21 protein-coding genes are annotated in these 25,544 nt (G+C 50.9%); 12 read left to right on the top strand and 9 right to left on the bottom strand.

From position 1 onward, the window contains the following. Window positions 1-15: 15 nt before the first annotated feature. The 3 genes from KS4_RS03645 to KS4_RS03635 all read right to left on the bottom strand — a co-directional run bounded on the left by KS4_RS03645 (window position 16) and on the right by KS4_RS03635 (window position 3,210). On the bottom strand, window positions 16-1,098 hold the full coding sequence (locus KS4_RS03645) for a hypothetical protein (protein WP_145074769.1): 1,083 nt from the start codon (window positions 1,096-1,098) through the stop codon (window positions 16-18). A 158-nt stretch (window positions 1,099-1,256) separates the two neighbouring features. Beyond that, entirely contained in the window at window positions 1,257-2,063 is an 807-nt protein-coding gene (locus KS4_RS03640; RefSeq protein WP_145074766.1) for a MerR family transcriptional regulator, read from the bottom strand. 19 nt (window positions 2,064-2,082) lie between these two features. Further along, the gene (locus KS4_RS03635) at window positions 2,083-3,210 is read right to left on the bottom strand and encodes an alpha/beta fold hydrolase (protein WP_145074763.1); all 1,128 of its coding nucleotides are present in this window, start codon (window positions 3,208-3,210) and stop codon (window positions 2,083-2,085) included. Between the two features lie 197 nt (window positions 3,211-3,407). Here KS4_RS03635 and KS4_RS03630 point away from each other — a divergent pair, with 197 nt between their 5' ends. Together KS4_RS03630 and KS4_RS03625 are read left to right on the top strand one after the other, a co-directional pair. Next, the gene (locus tag KS4_RS03630; RefSeq protein ID WP_145074760.1) at window positions 3,408-3,623 is read left to right on the top strand and encodes a YjfB family protein; all 216 of its coding nucleotides are present in this window, start codon (window positions 3,408-3,410) and stop codon (window positions 3,621-3,623) included. A gap of 352 nt (window positions 3,624-3,975) precedes the next feature. After that, window positions 3,976-5,127 (top strand): acyltransferase family protein, encoded by a 1,152-nt coding sequence (locus tag KS4_RS03625; protein ID WP_145074758.1) that lies wholly within the window; start codon window positions 3,976-3,978, stop codon window positions 5,125-5,127. A 173-nt stretch (window positions 5,128-5,300) separates the two neighbouring features. Here KS4_RS03625 and KS4_RS03620 read toward each other — a convergent pair whose 3' ends face one another. Both KS4_RS03620 and KS4_RS03615 read right to left on the bottom strand, forming a co-directional pair. Further along, window positions 5,301-6,314: a damage-control phosphatase ARMT1 family protein gene (locus KS4_RS03620; protein ID WP_145074755.1), complete on the bottom strand. Its 1,014-nt coding sequence runs from the start codon at window positions 6,312-6,314 to the stop codon at window positions 5,301-5,303. A 102-nt stretch (window positions 6,315-6,416) separates the two neighbouring features. Then, window positions 6,417-7,538, bottom strand: a complete 1,122-nt coding sequence (locus tag KS4_RS03615; protein ID WP_200761534.1) for a 3'(2'),5'-bisphosphate nucleotidase — start codon at window positions 7,536-7,538, stop codon at window positions 6,417-6,419. Between the two features lie 152 nt (window positions 7,539-7,690). On the opposite strand from KS4_RS03615, the gene KS4_RS03610 reads away from it, so the two are divergent. The 5 genes from KS4_RS03610 (at window position 7,691) to KS4_RS03590 (ending at window position 14,057) form a co-directional block, all read left to right on the top strand. Then, the gene (locus KS4_RS03610) at window positions 7,691-9,052 is read left to right on the top strand and encodes a TIGR04053 family radical SAM/SPASM domain-containing protein (protein WP_145074752.1); all 1,362 of its coding nucleotides are present in this window, start codon (window positions 7,691-7,693) and stop codon (window positions 9,050-9,052) included. A gap of 136 nt (window positions 9,053-9,188) precedes the next feature. Then, a complete protein-coding gene (locus tag KS4_RS03605) occupies window positions 9,189-10,391 on the top strand; it encodes a radical SAM/SPASM domain-containing protein (protein WP_145074749.1) in 1,203 nt (400 codons plus the stop codon). A gap of 251 nt (window positions 10,392-10,642) precedes the next feature. Then, on the top strand, window positions 10,643-11,647 hold the full coding sequence (locus tag KS4_RS03600; protein ID WP_145074746.1) for a DUF6607 family protein: 1,005 nt from the start codon (window positions 10,643-10,645) through the stop codon (window positions 11,645-11,647). Between the two features lie 504 nt (window positions 11,648-12,151). Next, complete coding sequence (locus tag KS4_RS03595; RefSeq protein ID WP_145074743.1) at window positions 12,152-13,204, top strand: metallophosphoesterase family protein; 1,053 nt, start codon at window positions 12,152-12,154, stop codon at window positions 13,202-13,204. Between the two features lie 70 nt (window positions 13,205-13,274). After that, the gene (locus tag KS4_RS03590) at window positions 13,275-14,057 is read left to right on the top strand and encodes a class I SAM-dependent methyltransferase (RefSeq protein ID WP_145074736.1); all 783 of its coding nucleotides are present in this window, start codon (window positions 13,275-13,277) and stop codon (window positions 14,055-14,057) included. Window positions 14,058-14,467: 410 nt separating this feature from the next. Here KS4_RS03590 and dnaB read toward each other — a convergent pair whose 3' ends face one another. Both dnaB and KS4_RS03580 read right to left on the bottom strand, forming a co-directional pair. Next, a complete protein-coding gene (gene dnaB, locus KS4_RS03585) occupies window positions 14,468-15,874 on the bottom strand; it encodes a replicative DNA helicase (protein WP_200761533.1) in 1,407 nt (468 codons plus the stop codon). Window positions 15,875-16,067: 193 nt separating this feature from the next. After that, window positions 16,068-16,709, bottom strand: a complete 642-nt coding sequence (locus KS4_RS03580) for a hypothetical protein (RefSeq protein ID WP_145074733.1) — start codon at window positions 16,707-16,709, stop codon at window positions 16,068-16,070. Window positions 16,710-17,706: 997 nt separating this feature from the next. On the opposite strand from KS4_RS03580, the gene KS4_RS03575 reads away from it, so the two are divergent. Continuing rightward, window positions 17,707-18,411 carry a DUF4386 domain-containing protein gene (locus tag KS4_RS03575; protein WP_145074730.1) on the top strand — a complete coding sequence of 235 codons (705 nt, stop codon included), beginning with the start codon at window positions 17,707-17,709 and terminating at the stop codon, window positions 18,409-18,411. 177 nt (window positions 18,412-18,588) lie between these two features. On the opposite strand, the gene KS4_RS03570 is transcribed toward KS4_RS03575, so the two are convergent. Beyond that, on the bottom strand, window positions 18,589-19,746 hold the full coding sequence (locus KS4_RS03570) for a carbohydrate kinase family protein (protein WP_145074727.1): 1,158 nt from the start codon (window positions 19,744-19,746) through the stop codon (window positions 18,589-18,591). Between the two features lie 467 nt (window positions 19,747-20,213). Here KS4_RS03570 and KS4_RS03565 point away from each other — a divergent pair, with 467 nt between their 5' ends. From KS4_RS03565 to KS4_RS03550, 4 genes are all read left to right on the top strand, one after another. Next, window positions 20,214-21,638, top strand: a complete 1,425-nt coding sequence (locus tag KS4_RS03565) for a hypothetical protein (protein WP_145074724.1) — start codon at window positions 20,214-20,216, stop codon at window positions 21,636-21,638. A gap of 109 nt (window positions 21,639-21,747) precedes the next feature. After that, window positions 21,748-22,239, top strand: coding sequence for a DinB family protein (locus KS4_RS03560; RefSeq protein WP_200761532.1), 492 nt, complete (start codon window positions 21,748-21,750; stop codon window positions 22,237-22,239). A 96-nt stretch (window positions 22,240-22,335) separates the two neighbouring features. After that, window positions 22,336-22,779, top strand: a complete 444-nt coding sequence (locus KS4_RS03555) for a DinB family protein (protein ID WP_200761531.1) — start codon at window positions 22,336-22,338, stop codon at window positions 22,777-22,779. A 67-nt stretch (window positions 22,780-22,846) separates the two neighbouring features. Beyond that, window positions 22,847-23,341 (top strand): DinB family protein, encoded by a 495-nt coding sequence (locus tag KS4_RS03550; RefSeq protein WP_145074716.1) that lies wholly within the window; start codon window positions 22,847-22,849, stop codon window positions 23,339-23,341. A gap of 59 nt (window positions 23,342-23,400) precedes the next feature. On the opposite strand, the gene KS4_RS03545 is transcribed toward KS4_RS03550, so the two are convergent. Then, on the bottom strand, window positions 23,401-25,536 hold the full coding sequence (locus tag KS4_RS03545; RefSeq protein ID WP_145074713.1) for an autotransporter family protein: 2,136 nt from the start codon (window positions 25,534-25,536) through the stop codon (window positions 23,401-23,403). Between the last annotated feature and the right edge of the window lie 8 nt (window positions 25,537-25,544).

Below are 25,544 nucleotides of genomic sequence, written 5' to 3'. Positions count from 1 at the left end.
CATTTCTATTCATTGCTACCTTGGTTGCGATTCAACCGTTTCCAACTCCAACGCCCCCGGATTCAACTTCAAAGATTTCGACCAATCCAAAATCTCATTCATCAAATATACCCGGCGTTCTTTCGTCCACAGCCCCTGCTCGCCGCCGAGCTTCGCGTGATCCTCTTCAAACATATTCGCACGATCATCCACCTCTAACCTCACGACTCTGCCTCGATACACCGTCGTAAACGCTCCAAAATACCGATCCAAACGCTCATACTTCTTAACCTTCTCACCTGCCCGATCCGGATGATCCTCTTCCCAAGATCGCAGCACCGCACTCCGTTTCTCCCAATAATCCAACGACACCACGCCACCATTCGCAATCATCGCATCATAATATGCATCCAATACCTTCACTTCCCCATCATCTTCCTCATCCGCTTGCTTCACAAACCACGCATGTACCGCCCATGCCTGATCCTCATGGCTAAGCCGATCATCCAAATTCAGACCCTCCGGCATCCCCCACATCACCGTATAAAAACGCCCATCATAATCCGAAAACTTCACAACCCACATCCCCAAATCTTCATTGTAATAATCCAGCACCGACTCATTCGGCCCAACCAGCATCGGCTCTCTCACCTTAAACACACGATCCGGTGACTCATACTCACCGCCCTGAATTTGGCCTCTCAATTTCCCATACTCCAACTGACCAAACCCCTTCATCTTCTTCATCTGCTTCGTATTCTCATTCCCCCATGCCTCGCGCTTCGCTCGCTGTTCATCTGTCTCCCTGACCATCACAGCTTCACCGCTTTCCTCCATCTCACCGTCATCCACAGCCATCTGCGCATTCCAATCCGACTCTGCTTCCTCGCCTGCATTATCACGCCCCACACCACGCTCCTCCTCCGCATCAAACTCACTCATCGTAATATCATCGCCATCCTCATCCTGTTGCGATACCTCATCATCAGATCGCTGCTCATCCTTCTTCACATCCTCATCATCCATCTCGCCGCCACCGCCAGCCACACAGCCAACAACACCCCAACTCAAAAATACAACCCAAACCAACGCAACATAGTTCCCCACTGACATATGCATCTTGAATTTCCCATCACTTAAGCTGATCACAAAATATTCTGCCGCAACTCCATCTCAATTTATCAGCTTAATCAGCACCCCAGTTGATCATCACCACCCCCAACCTCTTCAGGCAACTCCCTCGGTTATTAAAACCTATCTTTCGATTAGGCTAAGCATCACGCAATCAACATCTGAACTTCTGTAACATACTTCTCCGGATTCCCCTTAAAAATCATGCCCGGCCCTTTCAAATAAACTTCACGCGTCGGCAATACCACCTCATACCCCTTCTCTTTTGCATACTCAAACAGATAGCCATACACATCCCCAATCTTGTCGTAAGGCCCAACATGCTTCAAACAAATCGCTCGCCCCCCGTATAACTCACGTACATCAATCCCCTCAACCTTCACCGCCTTCTTCACAGGGAATATCGGCTCAAAATCCGCTCCCTCCTCCTTATAAACACCATCGTAATACAAACACATCGCATTCCCACCAATATGCCGATTCAATCCGCGCCCCAACTTCCCAAATACTTTCCCCATCTCCTCATACCGCCCCTTCATCCGCACGCCTCCCACCAACATCCCATCCACCACACGCTCTTCAATCTCATGCAGACCTTCAGCTTTCATCTTCAAACTCGCTTTCTCAAAATTGATCACCTGATCCAATGCAGCCAACACATCACGCTGCGATTTTATCTTCGCCTTCACCGCCGACTTTCTCTTCTCCAGTCGCTCTAATAGATCCCCCTCTCCTTCACACTCCTTTAAAATCCCCTTGATCTCCTCAATCGAAAACTCCAAACCGCGCAGCATAACGACCACTCTAGCCTGCTCAACATTCTCCCAATCATAAAACCGGTACCCCGTCACCCCTTCCACACGTGCAGGCACAAGCACACCCTTCTCGTGATAAAAACGAAGCGCCTTCACCGATAATCCACTAACCTTTGAGAATTCACCAATACTGAACATCTATCTGCTCCAACATGACCTACTCTTCATCCAAAAACGCGCCAACAACCTCCCCAAATTTCTTTGCCTGTTCATCATAAACAAAATGCCCCGCCGTCCCTCCATCTTTCTCACCCGAAATAACCACAAACTCACTCCCTTCAATCTCGCGGTAATGCTCACTACCCCGGCGAGCCATCACATCATCCGCCCCATGCACGATCAGCGTCCGCGCCTTCACCTGCTCCAGCGCTTCACGATAATCACCAGCCTGCCCCTGACTGAAATAGACAGCAAACACCGACCACCCACCACTCTTCACTGCATCATTCATCTCAACATGATCCGCCCCCAGTCCCTTAAGCAGATACTTACCTACACCAACATGAATCGTAGCCAATTCCTCATCCGATCGCTCAAAAATACCCGCAAAATTAAAGTATTCCGACATCAACCTATCAAACACGACCCGATCCCCTTCACTCAACTTCTCACGTGTCCCCTCAAACAAATCATCCCCCTCTTTCTCATCCCAAGGCAATAACACATCCGCAGGCGCAACCAAAACCAACTTCTTCACATGTTCCGGAAACTCCGCCGCATAAAGCATCGCCACAAACCCGCCATATGAATGACCAATCACCGTGATCTGCTCTTGCCCCAAAATCTGCCGCGCCCGCTCAATATCCGCGACCTGCGCCCCCAGCCCCAATCCCTGCTCCAATCGCACCATATTCTCGTAATAGTTTCCTTCAAACCGATCGAACAATCGCGTTGATCGTCCCGCCCCACGCTGATCATAAAAATAAAACCGGTACCGATCCGTTAACGCTTCAAGCCCGTCCCACAACTTCCCATACGGCATCCCCGGCCCCCCATGCACCACCAACACATCCTCACCTTCACCATACACATCAAACGCCAACTTAACATCCGGCTCAACCAACCAAACCCCCGCTTCACCCGTCTGAATCGGCGGACGCAACGGCCCCCTCAACAGACGTTCATCTCGCGCATCCCCCACTTCATACATTGGCTGCTTCATCAGCCAGCTCACATACCAAAACCCTCCCACACCCAGCAACATCACCATCCCAATCAACATCACCCCAAATTTAATAACCCACTTCTTTCTATTCATCTGCATAAGCTCGACCTTTCGATACATAGCCTACGCCCTCCCCTAACAGGAGAGTCAACCCCTCTCCCTCAGATCACCCAAAGAAACCTGCCAGCCAACCACACGTCCGATAAACAACTCTCCTCGTCAACCTAGACCACAAAATCGCAACAAATGTCCCATCTCAGACCTATAATTCCCTTCACCTTTCAAGTCCTCAGGCATTTTTCGCCGATGACCCCTATATGGTCAATGGATTAACCGCACAATTTAGCGCAATGCAGCAGGTCGAAGTCCGTCAACAGATCGACACCGCTGTGGCAAAAAAAGCACTCGACACTGCCCGCACGCAAGGCGACATGATCATCAACATGATCAGCGATACCGCCCAATCTGCACAATCAGCCCAGCGTATTGCCGCTGAGCCGCACAAGGGCACCATGATCGACGTCCGAGGCTAACCCCCCCCATAGCTATTCATGAAATAGACATTAATCGGGTCGCATCAATCCATGCGTCCGATAAATTGATAACAGACAAAAACCACCAACGTCCAGAAGCGTAAACCTCACCGTTTACGCTTTCTTTATGCCGCCCCCTCCATTAATCTACACCCACACAAAATCGAATAGCATCATACATTCAGTGCTCCCCAAAACCACAAACCGCAGCAGCCCACCTTGAAAGCATTCTCAACACAACAACCTACCAGTCAATGCAACCTGTATTGGCACCAAACACGCTTAAACGCAATCAGTACCCGACCGCAATGCCGCATCACAAACAGCATCATCTCATAAGCCGGAGTACGCCTTGCCAACAGCCACCGCCACATCCACAACACTCGCACCACCACCACTGACACCCCATCAGCAATTCCTCACTCGCCGCCACTTCACCTCACTCGACGGCCTGCGCTGCTTCGCCATACTCACCGTCCTTTGGCATCACGCATTCCGACCCGAATTTCTCAACGCCCAACTCCTCACCCGCGGCTTCCTCGGCGTCGATCTCTTCTTCATCCTCAGCGGCTTCCTCATCACCACACTCCTCATCCGAGAACGCGCCATCCACCAATCCATCTCTCTCCGCGCCTTCTACGCACGCCGATCCCTTCGCATCTTCCCCATCTACTACCTCTCCCTCATCGCCCTCACCCTCCTTTTCGCCCTCGGCTTCTCCTCTCCTCACCACCAAACCACCTTCTTCCAACAACTCCCACTCTATCTCACCTATACCTCTAACTGGTCAGATACCCACGCACTCAACCTCGCCCCCCTCTGGTCACTCGCCACCGAAGAACAGTTCTACCTCTTTTGGCCCCTCGTCGAACGATTCGCCAAACCCACCATCCGCTTCCTTTTCTACGCTTTCGCCCTCTGCCTCTCTCAAGCCATCAATTTCCAACTTATTTACCCCTTCTTCAGTCCCGACCTCGCCGCCCATCTCCAATCGTTGGAAATCATGCAGTCCACCTTCACCCCCATCCTTCTCGGTGTTGGGCTCGCCTACCTCCTTCACCACAAACCAACCTTCAACAAACTCTACAAACCACTCGCTCACATCGCCGCCCTCCCCTGCCTCGTACTCACCCTCATCCTCCTCATCCACTTCACTCCCGCCAACATCCTCGGCCTACCCCGCCTCCTCATTCAACTCAACTTCTCCCTCATCCTCGCCGCCATCATTCTCAACCCCAAACACTTCGCACACACCCTACTCAACCTCAAACCCATCACCCACATCGGCCTCATTTCTTACGGCATGTACCTCTACCACATGTGGGTACTCGCCCTCCAACGCCAACTCCTCACCCCTCACATTTCCCCTGAAAATCAAGCCTATTTCGACTTCCTTCTCGGCACCCTCCTCACCATCATCGCCGCAACCCTCAGCTTCAAACTCATCGAATCCCCCCTCCTAAAACTCAAAAAACACTTCACCAGAATCCCCCCCCCGAAATAGCTTTCATTCTTTCATACCAACACCCCACCTCTCCTACAAAAAAAGCGAGCCGCTCTCACGACTCGCTTTCTATCCATAAGTTAGTCTAATCAACCCATTTTATTCAAGCCCATGACCGCCGGTCATGGGGTGTCTTACAACCAACACCTAAATGCCTACAACACCCTCCCCCATCACGGCCGATACCGCTGCACAACCCAATCCCCCACCTCTTTACCCTGATCAACATACTTCCCAATGATCGGGCACTTCACCTGTAGCAAGAAATACACCTCGCGATCACAACCACTAGAGCAAGTTGCATCATTACGTGTCATATGTCCTGTGAAACAATCGGAAGCAGGCTCATGTGAGATGCGTTTTTTACGTAACGACCCATTGCTCAACGAGCAAGTCATTTCGCAAGACGCTCTAAGCGTCTCATAGTTCGCCTGCCCTTTCGAGATCACCACATCCGCCTCATGGTACGCCTTCATAAACTCATCCGAACACTGCTCCAAAACCGTCCCCGGCGCATCGGTCCCATTATCAATCACCGTAACCAAATCACTCACACCCACCTCATCCGCATCTTCTCGCAGTGCATCATTAATCACCGCACTCCCCTTCACAGCATAAGTAATCCGCGGCAAAACCTTAGCTGGCAACGTCTCCATCAGCAACCGATCAAACACAATCTCACCTGCGTTATCCGCCAAAACTAAAATCTTCTCCGCCTTCCCGATCGCTTCCCAAAGATCCGCCACCGCCTGCTTATCAATCACCTTTTCCCTCAACACCGCCAGCGAATCATTCAGCCGCTTCTCATCCCATTCCAAATAAATCGCAAAGTCCATCGAGTTCCCCGCAATCGCATACCGCACTGCCACCTCAAACCCACTAACCTCGTTTCCTACCTGTTTTGCAGCCTCAATCTCTGCCTTCGCTCCATCCACCATCCGCATCGCCATCTCATTCGACAGCTTTTTGATCTCTGCATACGGATCCCCACACCCAGTCTCCTCACGGATAATCCGATGAATCTTCTGACCCATCACCGGCGAAGATTCCGTCATACTCAGCTCACTTGCCGCCAGACACACCCGCTTCATCACCCGCTCAATCAACACCTCATCATCCGTCACCTGCCGCGCCGCACCCAACGCCTGTTTCACAAAACAAGGAATACAATCCAAATACGTACGCATAATCAAACCTCTAACAACACGTTAGGCTTTAATATCAATTTAAAAAACAGCTCATGCATTACACACAAGCTGCTACAAATTTTATTTTAATCAATGCTTAGGTTATAAACCCAATACCTCACCCACCACCTTCACCACTTCGTTATGGAACCTACCGTTGGTCGCGACAATCCCACGATTCGCACTCAATGTTTTACCCTTCCCAAAGTCCAACTTCTTCCCATAAATATCTGTCACAACGCCCCCCGCTTCTTCCACCGCAATCATCCCCGCCGCGTGATCCCAGATCTTCTCCTCATAGTCTTTACGCGTTGGCAACCGTAAATACACCTCCGCATCACCTCGCGCAATCGCCGCATACTTACACTGGCTATCAATCCGGTACGGCTCCTTCACAATCCCAAGCCGCTTTGCAATCTCACCACTCGTCGACTGATCACTATGACCCGACTCCACCGACTCGCACAACCGCGCATCCTTCAACTCACTCACCTCACTCACCCGCAGCGGTACCGCATCACCCACCTGCTGATCCATCGCGACCATACACGCCCCCTGCCCCCTGATCGCCGTAATCAGCAATCCACTCGGCTTCGCCGCATCCTCATCTAAAATATCCATATTAGGACAACCCAAAATCCCCATCACCACCTCACCCTTGAAAATCTGACCCAGCGCGATCGCGTACTGCTGCTTTCTCAAAAACCCCTTCGTCCCATCAATCGGATCAAGCGTCCAATACCGCTCATGCTCGCTCGGCTCAGCGTTCCCAAAATCAATCCACCGCAGCACATCCGCCTCACTCACACCCTCCTCCAGCATCCCATTCACCTGCTCCACCACCATCCCCCGAATCCCCGCATTTTCTTCTTTCCGCAAATCCTCCGCATCCTCCTCACCCACAATCGCAATCCCCTCAAACGACTCACCCATCACCCCGCAAATCAGCGCCTGCGACGCATAATCCGCCACCGTCACCGGGCTCTTGTCCTGCTTGTCCATCGCATGGCCATCCACCAAATCCCTCTGCACCTGCCTGCACACACTTTTCGCCGCCTGCACCGCAGTTACCGCCACCTCAAACTCATGACTCATATCCATCGTCAAACTCATCGCAGATCCCTTCACGCCTTCGCGCCTTTCATGCTCTTCCTGTATATACACCCCCTCAAATGCCCCCTCACATCGCCCAATCATAGCGACATCTCCCCCGCCTCGCAGCATCCCCCCCACTCCCACCATCCCTCTCACCCATCACCTCACAACCCTCATATCCCAAACACCTTACATCACCGCAAATTTCCACCCATTTCTTTACCCCCAAACGTGCATCAACAGCCAGAGAACTATAAAATGATCCGAATATCCCCTGACGTATGACCCGCCTGTTCTCCGTCATCGTCACAGGCTACATCCACATTATTTGGAGCAAACCAATGCGTTCTGCCTGGACATACCAAATCGAAGACACCAAACACTCACCTCTACTCGTCTTCTACGAAGCGACCCGCGCCTGCGACCTCGTCTGCAAGCACTGCCGCGCATGTGCCCAACCTCAATCCCATCCCAACGAACTCTCCACCGATGACTCCAAAGCACTCATCGATCAGCTCGCCACATTCCCCAAAAAGCCCATCCTCGTCATCACCGGCGGCGACCCACTCAAACGACCCGACATCTTCGAACTCATCGCCTACGCAACCGAATCCGCTGGCCTCGACGTCTCATTCGTCCCTTCAGCAACACCACTACTCAACGTCGCCTCACTCAAGAAACTACAAAAAGCCGGCATCTCCCGTCTCGGCCTCTCCATCGACGGCAAAGACGCCGCAACACACGACGAACAACGCGGCATCCCCGGCACATTCACACACGCCGTCGACATGCTCAAAGTCGCTAAAAAACTAGGCCTCGAAACACAAGTCAACACCACCATCACCAAAGCCAACGTCGATCAAATCTCCGACATGGCCGACATCCTCGAACCACTCAATATCGACCTCTGGTCAGTCTTCTACCTCGTCCCAGTTGGCCGCGGTATCAACGACCTCAAAATCGACCCACCGCAATACAAAGACTCTTTCGCAGCCCTCTTCCGCGAATCACAACGCCGCCCCTTCCCCATCAAAACCACCGAAGCACCCTTCTACCGCCGCTACCTCCTGCAACAACAGGAAATCCTCGCCGCCATGCCCGTCAAAGGCAAAGGCTCCGCCGAAGATGTCGCCCGACCCCACCGCGAATCCAACGGCAACACCTCACCCATCCCCACACAAAACGGCAACCCACGCTCAACCTCCAAAGCGCCACTCGGACTCAACGACGGCAAAGGCATCATGTTCGTCTCACACATCGGTGACGTCTACCCCTCCGGTTTCCTCCCCGTCGACTGCGGCAACTCACGCCAACAGTCCGTCGTCGATATCTACCAAAACAGCGACACATTCAAAAAACTTCGCCGACCCGAAATCCTCAAAGGTAAATGCGGCTACTGCAACTACCGCTGCGTCTGCGGCGGATCACGCGCCCGCGCCAAAGCCCTCACCGGCGACATGCTCGCGCCCGAACCCGATTGCGGCTACATCCCACCAACCTTCGCGCAACACATCAACCGCCAGAAAAACCTCGGCAAATACACACTCGATAACCACATCACCACATCAAACACAACCAACATCGACCTGCTCAACAACGAGCACGCATGCACCTGCCAACAAGCAGCCGCATCCGACATCTAATCATCAGTTAGCCTGATCAAAACCAGCTAACATCTTCAAGCCCACATGCTCTGCATGTGGGATCTACTCATCACCTCACCTCCCTTAAACCCCAAACTCTCTTACCCCTGTTCGCCTGCAGGAGAAAACCTTAACCATGTTCAGCGTATCCAATATCCTCGCCGACCACGCCGCCGGCAACGAAGACCTCCGCTATGGCCACACCAAACGTGACCGCGGACAACACCCCGCCGGCAAAACCTACAACATCCTCCCCGATGCCCCACGCCCCGTTGTGGTCTGGGCCGTCACCCGCGCCTGCAACCTCCGATGCGTCCACTGCTACGCATCCGCAGACGCAAACCCTGCCCCCAACGAACTCTCACACGAGGAAGGCATCGCACTCCTCGACGACCTCGCCGAATTCCAAGTCCCCGCCGTCCTCTTCTCAGGCGGCGAGCCCCTCGTCCGGCCCGACACACTCGACCTCATCAAATACGCCAAATCACTCGGCATCCAATGCACCCTCTCAACCAACGGCCTACTCATCGACCAACCCACCGCTCACAAACTCGCCGACATCGGTATCAAATACGTCGGCATCTCCATCGACGGACTCCGCGATAACCACGACAAACTCCGCGGCATGAAAGGCGCTTTCGACCAAACGCTCGCCGCCATCAAACGCTGCAAAGACGTCGGCATCAAAGTCGGCGCTCGCTTCACCGTTCACGCACTCAACTATCACCAACTCGACGACATCATCGATCTCTGCCACGAATACCACATCGACCGCCTCTGCGTCTACCACCTCGCCTACTCAGGCCGCGGCGGCAAAATGCAAAAAGTCGACCTCACCTCCCAACAAACCCGCGACGTCGTCGACATGATCTTCGACCGCACCATCAAACTCCACCAATCTGGCTCACCCCTCGAAGTACTCACCGTCGGCAACCACACCGACCCCGCCTACGCAATCCTGCAACTACAAAAACAAAATCCGCAAAAAGCCGAAGACGTTTGGCAACAACTCCGAGGCACCGGCGGCAACCGCTCCGGCTCAAACATCTCATCCATCGACCCCATGGGCTTCGTTCACTACGACCAGTTCTCATGGCACTACAACTGTGGCAACATCCGAGATCAAAAATTCTCCGAAATCTGGGCCTCAGCCAACGACGAACGTCTCGCCCGACTCCGCGATCGCAAAGACTATCTCCCCGATAGATGCCGCTCTTGTCAGTTCCTCGACATCTGCAACGGCAACCTCCGCACCCGCGCCGAAGCCGCCACCGAAAACTGGCTCGGCATGGACCCCTCCTGCTACCTCAACGACACAGAACTCACACCCGCAACCTAACCATCCAATAGACACCAACCCAAACCACACCCAACTGCGAGCACCCCAGCTCGCAGTTTTTTCATGCCACACAACCCACAACTCAAATAGCTGCAAGCTTACAGCTCGCAAACTCTTCATCCCCAATCCTTCCCCGATCCATCAATCTCCATAGAAAGCATTCACCCTTTCTTTGCATTTGATATTGATTCTCAATTTCATATAATAACCTCGCCTACAGCGCCCCCAACATAATCCGGAAGGATACGCCTGTGTTTTACAAATCAATCATCCCCCTTTGCCTGCTCGCCCTGCTTGTCGGCTGCGCAACCTCAACACCCACCAACACTTCCCCCTCCTCTCCACCATCAACTCAATCCAAATTCCAACTCGACCGCCAAGCGATCCTCGCCATGGCCGGCGAATTCGATGTCTCATTCAAATTCCACGAAACCCTCAGTCGCATCCCCGATTACCAACTCGAAGAACCCTACACCTCAAAAGCCACCGAATACGTCTTTGTCGTCGAAGACACCAGCTCATTCATCTCACTCCAACACATCCTCGTCATGTACTTCGAAGACAGCGATCAACCCATCATCACCAAACATTGGCGCCAAGATTGGCAATACCAGGACACCAAACTCACCACCTACATCGGCTACCGTAATTTCCAAACCTCTGAAATCTACGACAACGAATCAAAAGGCCAATGGAGCCAAGCCGTCTATCAAGTCGACGACTCTCCTCGCTACGAAGCCCTCGGCCAGTGGACACATCTCGGCAACCAATCCAGTTGGCAATCCCAAGACACTTGGCGAACCCTCCCTCGACGCGAATACTCAAACCGTAGCGACTATGACGTTCTCCTCGCCAAGAACCGCCACACCATCACACCTGATGGCTGGGTCCACGAGCAAGACAACCAGAAACTCGTCCTTGATGACACCGGCCAGCCACTCGAAGTCATCTCACACGAAATCGGCATCAACACCTACACACGCACCAACCAAACCGACTTCACCCCCGGTCGCCTCTACTGGGATAACACCAAAGCATTCTGGGCTGACGTTCGTAACGCATGGCATAACAAACTCAAACAACCCAGAACCTACAAGATCACCAAAAAAGTAGACAACAAATCCGTCGCCAGCGAAATGCTCAAAATCGCCAACGACATCCACAAATCAAACTCATATACCCAATCCCACAAAGACCAAGCCAACGAACTCATCCACGCCGCCATCACACCACTCACCTTTACAAATTCCAACTAACCTAATCGTCTATTAGACTAAACAACCCCAACCCGCCCTCGGCGGGTTTTTTTGTGCACACCTAAATCCCTTACCCTCATCAAGCCCGCTACCGCCGGTGGCAGGGTGTCATCCCAACACATATATCCCACCAACACAAATGCCCCCAAACCTCACCTGCCCCGCCCGCTAGTTTTATCGTGATTGCTTTAGGGACAAATACGTTGGCGAAACCGTTTACCTCGGCCTCGCCCTCAAAACCGCAATCATCCTCACTTGGCACGCATTCTAGAGCAGTTTGCATCATTATTTGCCGTATAAGCAGAAGCATCATCGGCAGTAGGTTCACGTAAATAAGCATTCATAACGTAACGACCCACTGGTCAACACGTGAATATCTACACAAGGCAATCTAAACCCTCTTACAACCCTCAAACCCAACTTTTATCACTCCACCACATCCCCCTTCAATCCAATCATTGAAATGTTACAATAGCATCTCGCCCCCTACCGGAGTTTTTGCCCATGAAATCGCTATCGTACATCCCCGCCCTGTTGGCTCTCTTACTCCTCACCCTCACCACCACACTCAATGCCGCCGCCGACCGCCTCCCATTCAGCCCCGATCAAATCCCCGTCAAACCCAAAGGCGAAAACGCAACACGCTTTATCGTCCTCTCCGACGCCAACTCATCCTACGGCGAAACCACCTATCGTAAAGACGTACGCGACCTCATCCGACTCACCACCCAGCACATCAAACCCGATCTCGTCATCTCCGCTGGCGACCTCATCGCCGCACAGAAACGCGGCTTCGGTCAAGACATCCTCAACTCCATGTGGCAAGGCTTCGATAACGCCGTCTATCTCCCACTCAAACGCGCCGCCATCCCCTTCGCGCCAACCCCCGGCAACCACGACGCTTCAGGATACCCCGCCTTCAAAATCGACTGCGATGTCTTCCGCGCACGTTGGCAAGACCCCAACAACAAACCGCCCCTGAACTTCGTCGGTTGGCTCAACGACTTCCCCACCTATTACGCGCATAGTGTCAACAACATCCTCTTCCTCTCTCTCAACATCACCACCATGGAACCACTCGACTCACAGCAATGGGCCTTCATCGAGGAAGCGCTCGCCAACGCCAATAACTTCGACCACGTCTTCGTAACCGCACACGTCCCCCCCTACCCCATCGCTCACGGCCGCGAAACCCAATGTATGACCCCCGATGATGCCGCACGCATCACCAAACTCTTCGCCGACAATAACGTCTCCGTCTTCTTCACCGGCCATCATCACGCCTACTATAAAGCCCGTAAAAAAGGCCTCAATCTCATCTCCCTCAACGCCTGCGGCAACGGCCCACGCAAACTCATCGGCACAACCGAACCTCAAAAACAATCCCTCATCGTCGTCGATATCGTCGATAAAAAAATCACCAACGTCTTCGCCCTCAAATCCAACTCAACCATCTTTGAAGACAAATCATTGCCCGACAAACTCCAATACGAGAACATCACCCTCCACCGCTTCGACTCACAAGACCCCGACACCGAACCCGAAGCAACCAAATAAAACAACTAACCATCGAATAGAGGCGATCATCTGATCGCCTTTTTCTTTACCCCCAACATCCGGCAGCAATATGTGTACATCAACCACTTCCCCCTCGAACCTCGCCCATACCTTCGACACATGGTTCTCTCTCTTTCCCAACGCGGAATCAAAGGATGCCACCCAACAAGACATCACGGCCCTCATCAACGCAACAAACATCCAACCTCACCACATCCTCTGGGATCTCGGCTGCGGCACAGGCCGTCACCTCCGTGAACTCCACCATCGCAACTACCACAACATCCAAGGCATCGACCTCTCAAAAGCCGCATTAACTGTCGCCAAACAACACGCCACCAATCCACCAATTCCCTACATACAAAGGGATTTCCGAGATCATCTCGTCTCCAGCAGCCAATCCGCCGACCTCATCTATTCTCTTGATTACACTTTTAGCCTCTTCCCACCCGATGAACTTGCCACCCTCCTAAAACTCTGCATACAGCGTTTGAATAGACTTGGCCACATCTACATCGAAATGTGGGACAAGCACGCCATCACCCCAAAACGAGAACTCGACATCACCCGAGCCCACACCCTTTCCACCGGCCAATTCACCTATCGCGGTCAATACAACCCCGACACCCAAACCCTCCAATTCAAACATACCTTCACCCCACTCCCCCAAACAACTCCAACCACCCCAATCACCCCCCAAAAACCAGCCAGCCAAAACTTACCCATTCAGATCCATTACCTCTACGATGATCAAGACCTCCAAACACTCATCGCACCGCTTGGCCTCAAACTCACCCAATCCCATCAACCCACCACTTCCTTCAGCCGCCATTTCATGCTTTCAAAAACATAGCAACATCCAAACCGCGTATGCAAAAGCCATGCCAAAAAGTCTAAATATCACACCTAATGACAAAAGCGCACAAACGCGCTTTGGGCCTAATTCGCGCTGATGATTTCTTAGCGATTTCTATTCATTTCTCACCCAAACCGAACATTTCCTGGCCATTTCTGTTCAATTCCCAACCATTTCGAATACAGGAAAACCATCAAATTTTCTTTTTTGTGCGCCAAAACGCGCCGTTCTCTGTGGATAACACCGCATTTGTGCGCACACTTAACCCCTATTCTCACAGTCTACTCAATAGAAATGCGCACACAAACACAAAGGTCTAATCATTGGTTAGCTCACGCCAAAACTTTCTTCAACAATTTTTCTCCCCCCCTCAATAAAAACAAAACGAGCAGCCTTCTAACCGTCGATTAGAATCCGCCGCCACCTTCAGCCGCAGCATATGCCAGGTTGTTAAACCGCGTCGTACCGCCGTCAAAGTGCAGCTTCACAACACCACATGGCCCGTTACGCTGCTTCGCGATAATCAACTCCGCCATGTTGGTCATCTGATAATCTTCCTCGCCACGGTGGTAATAGTCTTCACGGTGAAGCATCGCCACAACGTCCGCATCCTGCTCGATCGAACCCGATTCACGCAAGTCACTCATACGCGGCTTATGTCCCTCACGACCTTCCGAACCACGGTTAAGCTGCGAAAGACAAATCACAGGCACATGCAGTTCACGCGCTAAAGCCTTAATACCACGTGAGATATTCGAAACTTCCTGCTGACGTGACTCAGCCCCGGGCGCGGTCATAAGCTGCATATAGTCGATCATGATCAGTTTGATATCGTGGCGTGAAGCCATCCGCCTAGCCTTTGCACGCAGAGCCATCAGCGTTAGGCCCGGTGTATCATCGATGTATAGTGGCGCATCCGAAAGTTCACCCACCGCCATGACTAACTTACCGAAATCGTCCTGCGACAGCATGTTACGACGCAGACGATGTGAATCGACCCCGGATCGTGAACAGAGCAAACGCTGAGCAAGCTGCTGCTTGCCCATCTCCAAACTAAACACCGCACATGGTACTTTGTTGGTCGCTGCGATATTTTCACAGACATTCAGAGCAAAAGCCGTTTTACCCATCGACGGACGAGCCGCGACAATGATCATTTCACCCGGCTGCAGGCCGTTGGTCATCTCATCAAGCTCGAAGTACCCGGTCATGACGCCGCCCATATCTCGGCCATCAGAGTTTTCGAGCATCGCGTATGTTTCTTGAAGCAATGAAGTTAAATCTGCTTCATCGCTGGACTCCTTATCTTCCGCGATCTCGAAGATCGAGCTTTCCGCCTTGTCGAGCATTTCAGAGACGGGGATATCAGCGTTATAAGCATCGTGGAGGATTTTGCCTGAAGCTTCAATCAGGCCACGAAGCTTGGCTTTATCACGGACAATACGGGCGTAAAAGGCAGCATTGGTCGCGGATGGAACCGACTCAGCCAACTCCATCAGGTAGTCCAACCCGCCAACCTGCTCAAGCTGCTGCTTATCAACCAGACGCTGATTGAGCTGAACCATATCAATGGATTGCGTCTTATCATAGAGTTCGACAAGCACGTCATAGATGGCAGCATGAGCTGCTTTATAGAAGTCGGTCGAGCCTTTAAGGATCTGCAGAACATCGCCGCAGACACGCCAATCGAGGATCATGGAGCCCAGCACCGCGGATTCAGCCTCCGGTGCGTGGGGGGGCAATTTATCAAAAAGCCCTTTCATATCGATCTTGCGTTCATCTCGTTTCTTGTAGTGTGGCTTGCCGTCTTCCATCACCCCAATTTAGCGGTTTCGGTGAGACTGACAATCAGGTTTATCTGTCGCGGGCTTGTTGACAGAGTATCAACATTTTCGGGTGCTTCTCGAGATATTTGCAGCAAAATATTGACAAAAAAACAGACACCGCCTGAAGCGATGCCTGCGAATCTCATTATTGGTGGTCACGATGACGTGACGCATGATCAGCTTATTTGTCGCGCTTTCTGCGGAAAGCGAGTGCTGCGAGGGCGGCCAGGCCCATGGATGCGGCAGCAGGCGTTGGGACGTAGGTCAGCTTGACCTGCAGCCAGTCGTCGACTGGAGCGGGTGGCATGAGGTTTTCAACGTCGCCGGTGAAGTTCAGACTGAAGGAGACCATGCCGTCTGCAACGAGGGCATCGATCACATCCTTCGAAACCGATACTTTGCCATAATGGATCTGTACTTGCTGTGTACCAGTGTCGGTCACGTTCGCTCCAAGATTATTGAACGTACCGTACTGAAGGTTCGATACTGATCCGTCGTAAAACGGATCTCCAGCAGCACCAGCATTAAACACGTCATTGCCAATGTTGCCGTCAAGGAGAGTTCCGAGGTCAAAACTTTCGAACTGGATCTGCACGTTCTCGTCGATGTTGTCCAGATCGCCAAAGAACCAGACTTCGATTGTGCCTGCACTGGTGACGGAATTATCGACATTCCATGTGTTGGAGACACTGAAAGGTGGGTTCTCAGAACCGGGGGGCGCCCAATCACCTTTCGAGTAAGTATAGCTGGCAGCCATTGCGGGGCCTGCAATTAAGGCTGAAGCCAGCACGCTAGTTTTAATAATTTTTGTTGTTCGTCCCATAGATGCGTCTCCCATAGCATTTTGATTGAGACCCTGATCAAATCAAAAGCAGTCCCAAACTACTTGGGTTATAAAAGTTACAAGTATTATTAAATTGAGAAGATACAGAAGGGAATATCGACCCTCCCCCTACTCTCCTCGTCAAAAATAACTGTGATTAATATACATCATCTAAAAGCAAATGCGAGCGCAATCGCGAGAATATCGCGGAATATAGGGAATTACATTAGTTGTTCAAGCAAATGACTAAACCCCTTAAAAACAAGGCTTATCTGTTTATCATCGCTATCTATTCGCTATGGTTGATTTTATTTTTTAGTGCCGCATATGAAATAACGTTTTATATTCAGAAATTCTAACGACTAACGACAATCTAACCGTTAGTTAGATCAATTATGATTCGCTTGTACTATATTTAAAACTGAGTATTGGGCCATACCGCATTGTCGCGCAGAATATGTATGAGAAATTCTGTCATGCTAGGGAAAACATTTTTACAAAACGATATGTGGCGAGATTATTTTTGACTATATTTTCAATGGCGGCAAAATCGAACCATATATAGAACACCAAAAACTCGTTCGAGCCACTCTCTTTACTCATGTGTTTCTAACATAATCTATGTAATTTCGATTCTTTGAGTTTCAGATATGAACGATGTGATATGGATCGCATCTATTTTAATAAGTAATCCACTGGCGACAGAAATCGGGCGGCTACCGGCAGTGGCCTTCGGATGAGAAGGTCTTCACTCACGTTGTCGTTACCCAGAAAACAACACCACCGCTCCTCAGCTGCATACCGTTTTGCTGAATGGCGTATTTCCGGATGATTTTGGCTGCTGGATACGACGAACTGTCTTTGGGTCAGCAGATACGAAAGAAGCATATGATCGCTGGGATGTGATCCTGTTAAAATCGCAATATCATTCGCGTAAGAACCTTATGATTTCGTTCATAAAAAAGAGCTTAAAATCCATCGCAAGGCCGTAGATTTAATGACCTCAATCAAACACATTTCACGAATTGCTGGAACACTCATTATCCTTGGCATGATTGCTGGCATTTTGAGCATCGTGCCCTCGGTTGAAGGGGAAAGTTATCTCAAAGAAGTCTATCCCAACAAAAATCAAGTTCTAAGCGGAGCGTTATTTCAATTCTTGTTAGTTCCGATCTATATTGGATTCTCGCTTGTCATCTATCCGGTGCTTCGAGATTTTAGTCGGCCACTATCTATTGGCTTCGTTGGTTTTCGATTTGTAGCGGGAGCATTCCAGTTGGTGGGCCTGATATTACTGCCTGCATTCATTCTTATCAGTCAAAAATACACATCTGATTCAGGTTCAAACATCGTGCTTTATGAGACGATTGGTGAGATGTTAAAACTATTACGGGATTTGATCAATCACTTAGGAGTCATGGTAGCAACAGGATTAGGGGGTTTGATTTTATACGCTCTATTTTTTATGGGAAAACAAATCCCAAGATGGTTGTCAGTCTGGGGGATCGCTGGGAATACACTACTTCTAGTTGCAAGTTTTTTATTGTTATTCCAGCTATTGGATGTTGTTTCTATTGGTTATGGCATGATGACAATACCTGTTGTGTTACAAGAAATCGTATTCGCAATATGGTTACTTACAAAGGGATTGTGTTGGCCATTAAAAGACCAGAATTTAGAATATGAAGTCACTCGCGATTAAAGCTGGCTGTTGTTAACAGCGTGGTCTTCGGGCTCATATTATTGAGTCAAAACAAAAACTATCATTTTGCCTAGAGGCGAAGTTTTATCTATACCCATTGCAAGGACAAAAAAAGCTCAGCGTTATGCTGAGCCTTGGCCTATTTTTTTGCTTTTATAATAGTTGCGTGGGTGCTTATTATGCGCCTTCGGGTTCTGGGAGGTTGTTACAGAAATCGGAGAGGTCTTTGAGGGTTGGCGACTTGGCGTTGCGAACGTAGAAGCCGGAGGTGCCTGTGCCGCAACAGAGACGCTGTTCGAGGGTGAGACCGGCGAGCATACCGAGACAGTAACCGGCGTTGAAGTTGTCGCCTGCTCCGGTTGAGAGTTTGGGGTTGGCAACGAATGGGCCTTTGAAGTAGGCGGTTTTGACTTGGCCGTCTTCAAGGATGGCTGCGCCTGCACCCTGGCGGGGATGGACGACGACGCCGGCAATGTTCATGGCTTCGCGGATGGCGGCGGCGCGTTCAATGACGGTGTCGAGAGGATCGCCGGGGACGTTCAGGTTGAGGACTTCGGAGACTTGAATGGCTTCTGCGAGGTTGAGGCCGAGGGTTAGATCGGTGTATTTAGTGAGGTCGGAGCAGATGCAAAGTGCGTCGCGGAGATCTTCGGCGGGTCGTTTTGCGGGGTCTGTGAGGTCGATGAAGATCATGCGTTTGCGGCCGTTGACGGTGGCTTCGCATTTGGGGTAGACCTCGTCGAGCATGTATTGCCAGACTTTGTGAATTTGAGCGCACATGGTCCAATTGATCATGCCGATGAGGACGGAACGGTTGACGATGTCGAAGAATTTATCGTCGGAAATGGCGTTGCGGAGAGTTTGCACATCGATGGCGTTGAGGTATTGGAGTTTGCCGATCATGAGCTTGCCGTCTTCGAATTCGAGTGCATCGGTGAAGCCAGGCTCTGAGATGGAGTGAACTTCGGCACGCTCGGCGAGTTCGTGGAAGACGGGGTCCATGGTTGGATAGCCTAGAGCGCCGACGTAGGTGACGTTGAAGCCTGATCGTGACATGGCGTTGGCCATGATGGGCCCGTTGCCGCCGAGTTTGCGGAGTTTGACGACGAGTTCGAAGTTAGCTGATTTACCTGCGGCGGCAGAGATGCGCTTGCCGTAGGTATCGATGGTGGGCATGGGTGTGTAGTTGTCGGCGGTGATGCGTTGATCGACAACGTCGATGATGGAATCGACGAAGCCGTCGAAGCCGAGCATGACAGGGGTTTGATCGATGTTGGGGGAAAAGGCGCGGAGGCCTTCGGCGGTTGCGCGTGCGATTTGTGTACGCTCGTTCATGACTGATACTCCATACCACGGTTCAGCGTATGCGGGCAAGCGATGGGATCTATATATAGACGGTGCTTGCTGATGGAAGCTGAACGCAAAAAATCCCGAATCTGAGACGGGAAGAACACACTGATGCGTCTTACGGAGCTACTCATGCGTTGCCTGAGAGATCGCCAATGCGATTGTAGATGGCTGGCAATTCATTTTGCTGGGCGAGCCCAGTGAGTCATGGCGCAAGACGCAATAAAAAATAGCAGGTAGTCAACGACCCCAGTACCCTGCCAAACACGGTAGAAAAACAGGTTACAGGGGGGAGAGGTGGGATGCAAATAACCGGACTGGAAAGGGTTAAGTGGGTCATTTGTGATGGTTTGTTGCGAACTGTTACATGGTCCACGTTGAGGCGAGGCAGGAGAGGAAGTCGGGTATGGGAGATAGGGCGTTACAGGTGAGGGGGGAGTGTGTAAACTGGTGATATGACTGAGATTAAGGCGGCAAGTTTGGAGAGCATCGCGGCGAAACGGGGGGATGCTGGCGGTTTTGCGAAGTTGCTGGGGTATCTATTACAGGTGTGGGTGAGGCCGGTAGCGATGGCGAAGCGGTATGAAGGGCAAGGGTGGAGGATGGGGGTGTTTGGATTGTTGGTGAGTATCGCTGCGCTGTTTCTGAGCAACTTGGTGTTCGGATTATGGGAAAATGGGGTTGGGTATTCGAGTGAGTTTGAAGTTCTATTCAACGGTCAGATGAGTGATAAGCTCAAGATACTTCTCGTACTCATGATTGGCTGGTTGGTATCGATTTCGATCTTGGGGGGGCTTTTATTTGGACTATCAGTTTTGATCGCTCCTTTAAGAGGTGAAGTGGTGCGATATGGGACAAGCGTATGGATGACGTTTGAACGGTTGTGTTTGGCGGGGCCGGGGTTCTTGGGGGTGTGGATTCTGGGATGCGTACCTAATCTATGGTTAGAGGCTATAAAAAATGCGTATTGGGAGGCGGCGACAAGTGCGGGGGATGCGATGACGGCGTACCCGTGGTATTTACGGGAGACAGATACGATTAGCGGATGGTTTGTGGTGATGGCTTGGGTATGGGGGCTGGTAATGCTATTTCGGGTTGTGAGTTATGATGCGCGATGGTGGGATGGGAAGACGGGCGTTGGCGTGAGAACACTATGGCCCAAGCAGTGCAATGGGTGCGGGTATCTGCTTTATGATTTTCCGAAGATTGTGGGCTGTCCGGAATGTGGAGCGGCGCATGAGCGAGAGATGATGACGCCGAAACAGGTTCGGTATTGGGAAGGGGTAAAAATGAGCTGGAGATCGCCTAATCGGTTGATAGATAGGACGCGATTATATGATCCCCAATCGGCAAGACGGGTAAAAATGTTGCTGTGGCGGGCAGTCATGACGAGTGGGTTAGTGGGATTGCTGTGTGGGTTGCATTGGGTGATGGAGCTAGGGCCGAGGATCGTGGATGACCGAGGATATGCAGTCACGCAGGAGCATGTGTGGGGTTTCGTCTTTGGCGACTGGCTGTATGCAGTAGATGGGGGAATGGCGATATGGTTGTTATTAAATGGCTTAATGCCCATCGTGGGGGTACTGCTGGTTACGTACGCGGTTGCGATGGGGGTATGGGGGCTCGGGCGGAACAAATTGGGGCGAAATACGGTGTACCTGAGTTTTATTTGCGGATGTTATGTGTCATGGGTTTATTTGATCGGGGTATTGTGGCTGCCTATAGCGATGGGATTGATTTGGGTGAGTTGGAAGGCGGGCTTGGAGCTGAATCATTTATTTTATGTTTGGTCGACGATGGTGATGTGGTTGACTGTATTATGCGCGGCGGTTTGGATGCAGTGGCGGTTGATGAAGCGGGCGGTTCTGGTGGGTGCGTGAATGATGGGATGAGATGGAAGTGATGCAATAAATCCTAAGAGGATCATGTTAGACATGCGAGCTATGCTTTACCATGGTCACAAAATATGACAATAAAAGGATGCGAGATATGATCAGTACAAAACAATTGATTGAAGAATTACAGTTAAACGAACGGCTTGCGATGGGACTGATTGATACGATCCCAGCGGAAAGGTTCACCGAGCAACCGATGGGGATACGGAATCATCCGGCGTGGATTTTGGGGCATTTACGTGTGTCAGAAAACACGGTGTATGGGTTACTGACGGGTGGGAAATCGGTGTGCAGTGAGGAAGAGATCGCGAAGTTTAAGGTGGGGAGTGAGCCGATTGCGGATGCCTCAATGTACCCAGAGAAAACGGAGTTAGTGGAGGGGTATTTGGAGATGCATCGATTATTAATTGGAGCATTGGAGGATGCGTTACCGGAGGTGTTTACAAAAAAGATGGATGTTGAACGATTGATTTCACGATTCCCGACGTACGGCATGTTTCTTGTGCATGTTCTGGCGGGGCATGAGGGGTATCATCTGGGACAGTTGAGCACATGGCGAAGAGTCGCGGGGCTGGCGAGTGAGTAAGTGGTCATCATGATGACTCACATTTATCTTGTAGTACGTATCTAAGTTAGGAAGAATGTGCTTGATTTCAGATCGCATCTCATAGACGAGTATCAGTTGAATGAGCGTGTATTCATTGCATTGGTAGAAACACTGCCAAAGGATCGCTTGGCAGAGCCGGCTGGTGGTATTGTAAATCATCCGATCTGGACGGTGGGGCATTTAGCAAATGCTGGTGATATGCTACGGGGTATATTGGGACACGAGCGTGTAACATCACGAGAATATGTGACATTATTTGATACCGGATCAACACCCGTTCACAACAGTTCAATCTACCCTTCATTGCATCAGCTTGTCTCTGATTATCAGCGTGTGCATCAATCCGTTTGCGAGATGATTCGAGATTTGTCAGATACTGAGATCACGAAGCTCGTTGAAATCGAGGAAGCAAAGCCTAAATTTCCGACTCATGGGCACCTACTATCTCACATCGTGTCATGGCATGAAGGTGTGCATTATGGCCAACTCGTACAATGGCGTGCGGCCGCTGATTGCTAAGCTGAATTGAATTGATAACCCTAAACTAACCATCAGTTAGGCATTAATCTGTTTCAAAAGGGATGATATGAGTTACAAACAATTATTGATTGATGAATTCAAAATGTGTGAACGGTTTGTACTTGCATTAATAGATACGATACCGAGCGAACGGTTCACGGAACAACCCGGTAAGCAGGTGAACCATCCGGCTTGGACGCTGGGACACTTGGCAGTCACTGCGGATATGGCGGTTGGTTTATTGAGAGGAGAATCGCTCTTACCTGCGAGATACAAGGCGTTGTTTGATTATGGAACGAAACCGAGCCATGAACCGGGGAAATATCCTTCGAAAAAGCAGCTATTAGAGGATTATCTGCGAACTCATCAATCATTACTTGCGACCGTACAAGCGACATCTGATGAAAAAATGATGAGCGAAATGCCGATTGAAGAGTTGCGTTCGTTTTTCCCGACGTATGGCCATTTGATCATGCATGTTATGTCGGGACATGAAGAAACACATTTTGGTCAGCTGACGGGATGGCGGAAAGCGGCAGGGATCTCTGTGCCGATTATGTGATTAGTATGAATGAGTGCATGAAAGCTGGCTTATGATGTGCTGGCTTTTTATATTGTCGATTAGAAGGTGACTCGAATACCTACAAAGAAGTTGTTCACGAGAAACTGATTGGGCGTAAACTCGACGTTGTACTGGACGTCGAATGTGAGCGGCATGTCGTGACTGATGCCGATGAGGTTAACGCCGAGAAGGCCGGAGTCGCGAGAGGGGCCGATGCCTGTGTATGCGAAGGATTGATTACCGGCGGGGACGCCGACGTTGACAACTTGGAAGTTGGAGAGGTATTCGTGTTGCCAGAAGCCAACGACTTCTGGGACAAGGAGGAGGTCTTCGGTTTCGTAGGTGTAATTGACGCGAAAGCCCAAACGTGTGACGAAGGAGTTGCCTTGGAAGGCGCCGACATCGAGGTTGAGTGAATCGGCACCGGATTCGGAGTGCGATCCGATTTGAAGATTGACGTATTGAAGGGCGAGTTGTGGGCCGAAGCCCCAGTTGCCGGATGTGAACTCATAGCCGCCGGTTGCAAGAGCTTGGACATAGAAACCTGTGGCAGAGGATTCGGCAACGCGATCGATGTTGCCGAAAACGATACGGCGGTTGTTTTCATAGAAGGAGACGCCGCCACCGACGAGGCCAGAGGTGTAGAAACCTTCTTCGTTGAACCATGTCATGTAGATGCCGGTGTTGACAGTGTTGGTGTAGTTTGAGCCTTGTCCACCATCGACGGTTGTGCCGGTGTTTGCGTAGCCAGCAAAAGCGCCAGCGGCGAGTGTGTCGAGGATGCGATAGTCGAAGCCAAGTGTGGCGCCACCGGTATCGAATGCGTAACCGGCTTGACTAAGCGCTGCATCAAAGTTGCCAAAGGTACCGTAGCCTGAAATCCATGCACCCCAGATGTCGGAGCCTGATCCGGAGAAGCGGTTGATTTCTTGCGCTTGCTGCAAGATTTGTCGATTGGCTTGAGCGGCGATATCTAACTCACGTTCAGGATCGGAATGGGTTTGCGGCTGCTGTATGCTGAGATTGTTTGAGATATTATTGGGGAGTCCGTAACGGAGTTCATTGAGACGACCGTTGATATTGTTGTTCTGAACGTCGATGCCGCGGAATGTGGCTTGGGATTGTGTGACGAGGTAGTTGGGAACAATTTGTTCGAAAGCGATTTCGAGTGGGCGCTGTTGAAGTGTTTCTAGTTGATCAATGACCGTTGCTAAATCGCCAGTGGGTGAGGAATTTCGGATACGCTCGAATGCTTCTGCGGCGAAGACGAGGTTACGCGCGGTGACGGCTTGGCCTAGTGGTTGCGCAACGATTTCAATTTCCAAGTCGTTGCCTGATATTGATTGTTCTATAGAGAACATTGCAGGAAGATTGTCGGTGATAGTGGTGAATGTGCCGGTAGCACCGCCGTCGGTTTCGATGACGGTGAATGTGTCACCAAGGGTTGGTGTGTATGTATCGAAAACAATGACGTTGAGTGCGCCAGCGATGGTTGCTGCGCCGGTGACGTCGATGAGATCGTAGTCGGTGCCAGCGATTCCGGTATCAGCTATTTCCATGTTATATGTGCCAGCGGAGTTGAGTGTGAGATCGCCGCCGACGGTGAGAGTGCCGGGCGATGTGCCGGGTGAGAGAGTGCCGGAGTTTATGAGATTGGTAGAGATTGTTCCGCTGCCGGAAAGTGTTGCACCTGAACCGACGGTGACACTGCCTGCAATGGTGCCGGAGTTTAGAAGTGTGCCGGCGGAGACAGTCGTGAGACCGGTGTATGTATTTATGCCTGAAAGTGTGAGCGTATTAGTACCACTTTTTGTTAAGCTACCTGCACCTGAGAGGACGCCGCTTAAGGTGAGGTTGTTGCTTCCACTAATGGTTAGTGTATCACTATTCGTAATTGTGACATTGTTGCTAAGTGTTCGTGAATCGTCATTAGATTGTAATGAAGCATTACCAGTAACTTGCAAATTCCCAGTGCCAATCGCATTGTCATGGCCTGCAATTAATATACCGTCGAATAGAATGACGTTTCCGGTTAAGGTGTTATTGCCAGTCAATGTAACTGTATCTGAATCTATAAGCCCATTGATATTTAAATTACCTGCTCCGCTTATTACACCAGAAAGCGTTAAATCACCACGAATTTGAGCACGAAGTACAACTCCATTGTCAATGGATATATCGTTACTGATTGACATTTCACTAA

The sequence above is a fragment of the Poriferisphaera corsica genome (assembly GCF_007747445.1).
Lineage (GTDB): Bacteria > Planctomycetota > Phycisphaerae > Phycisphaerales > Phycisphaeraceae > Poriferisphaera > Poriferisphaera corsica.
Note: the sequence above shows the minus strand (reverse complement) of the source record. Positions and strands in the feature narration are given on the sequence as shown.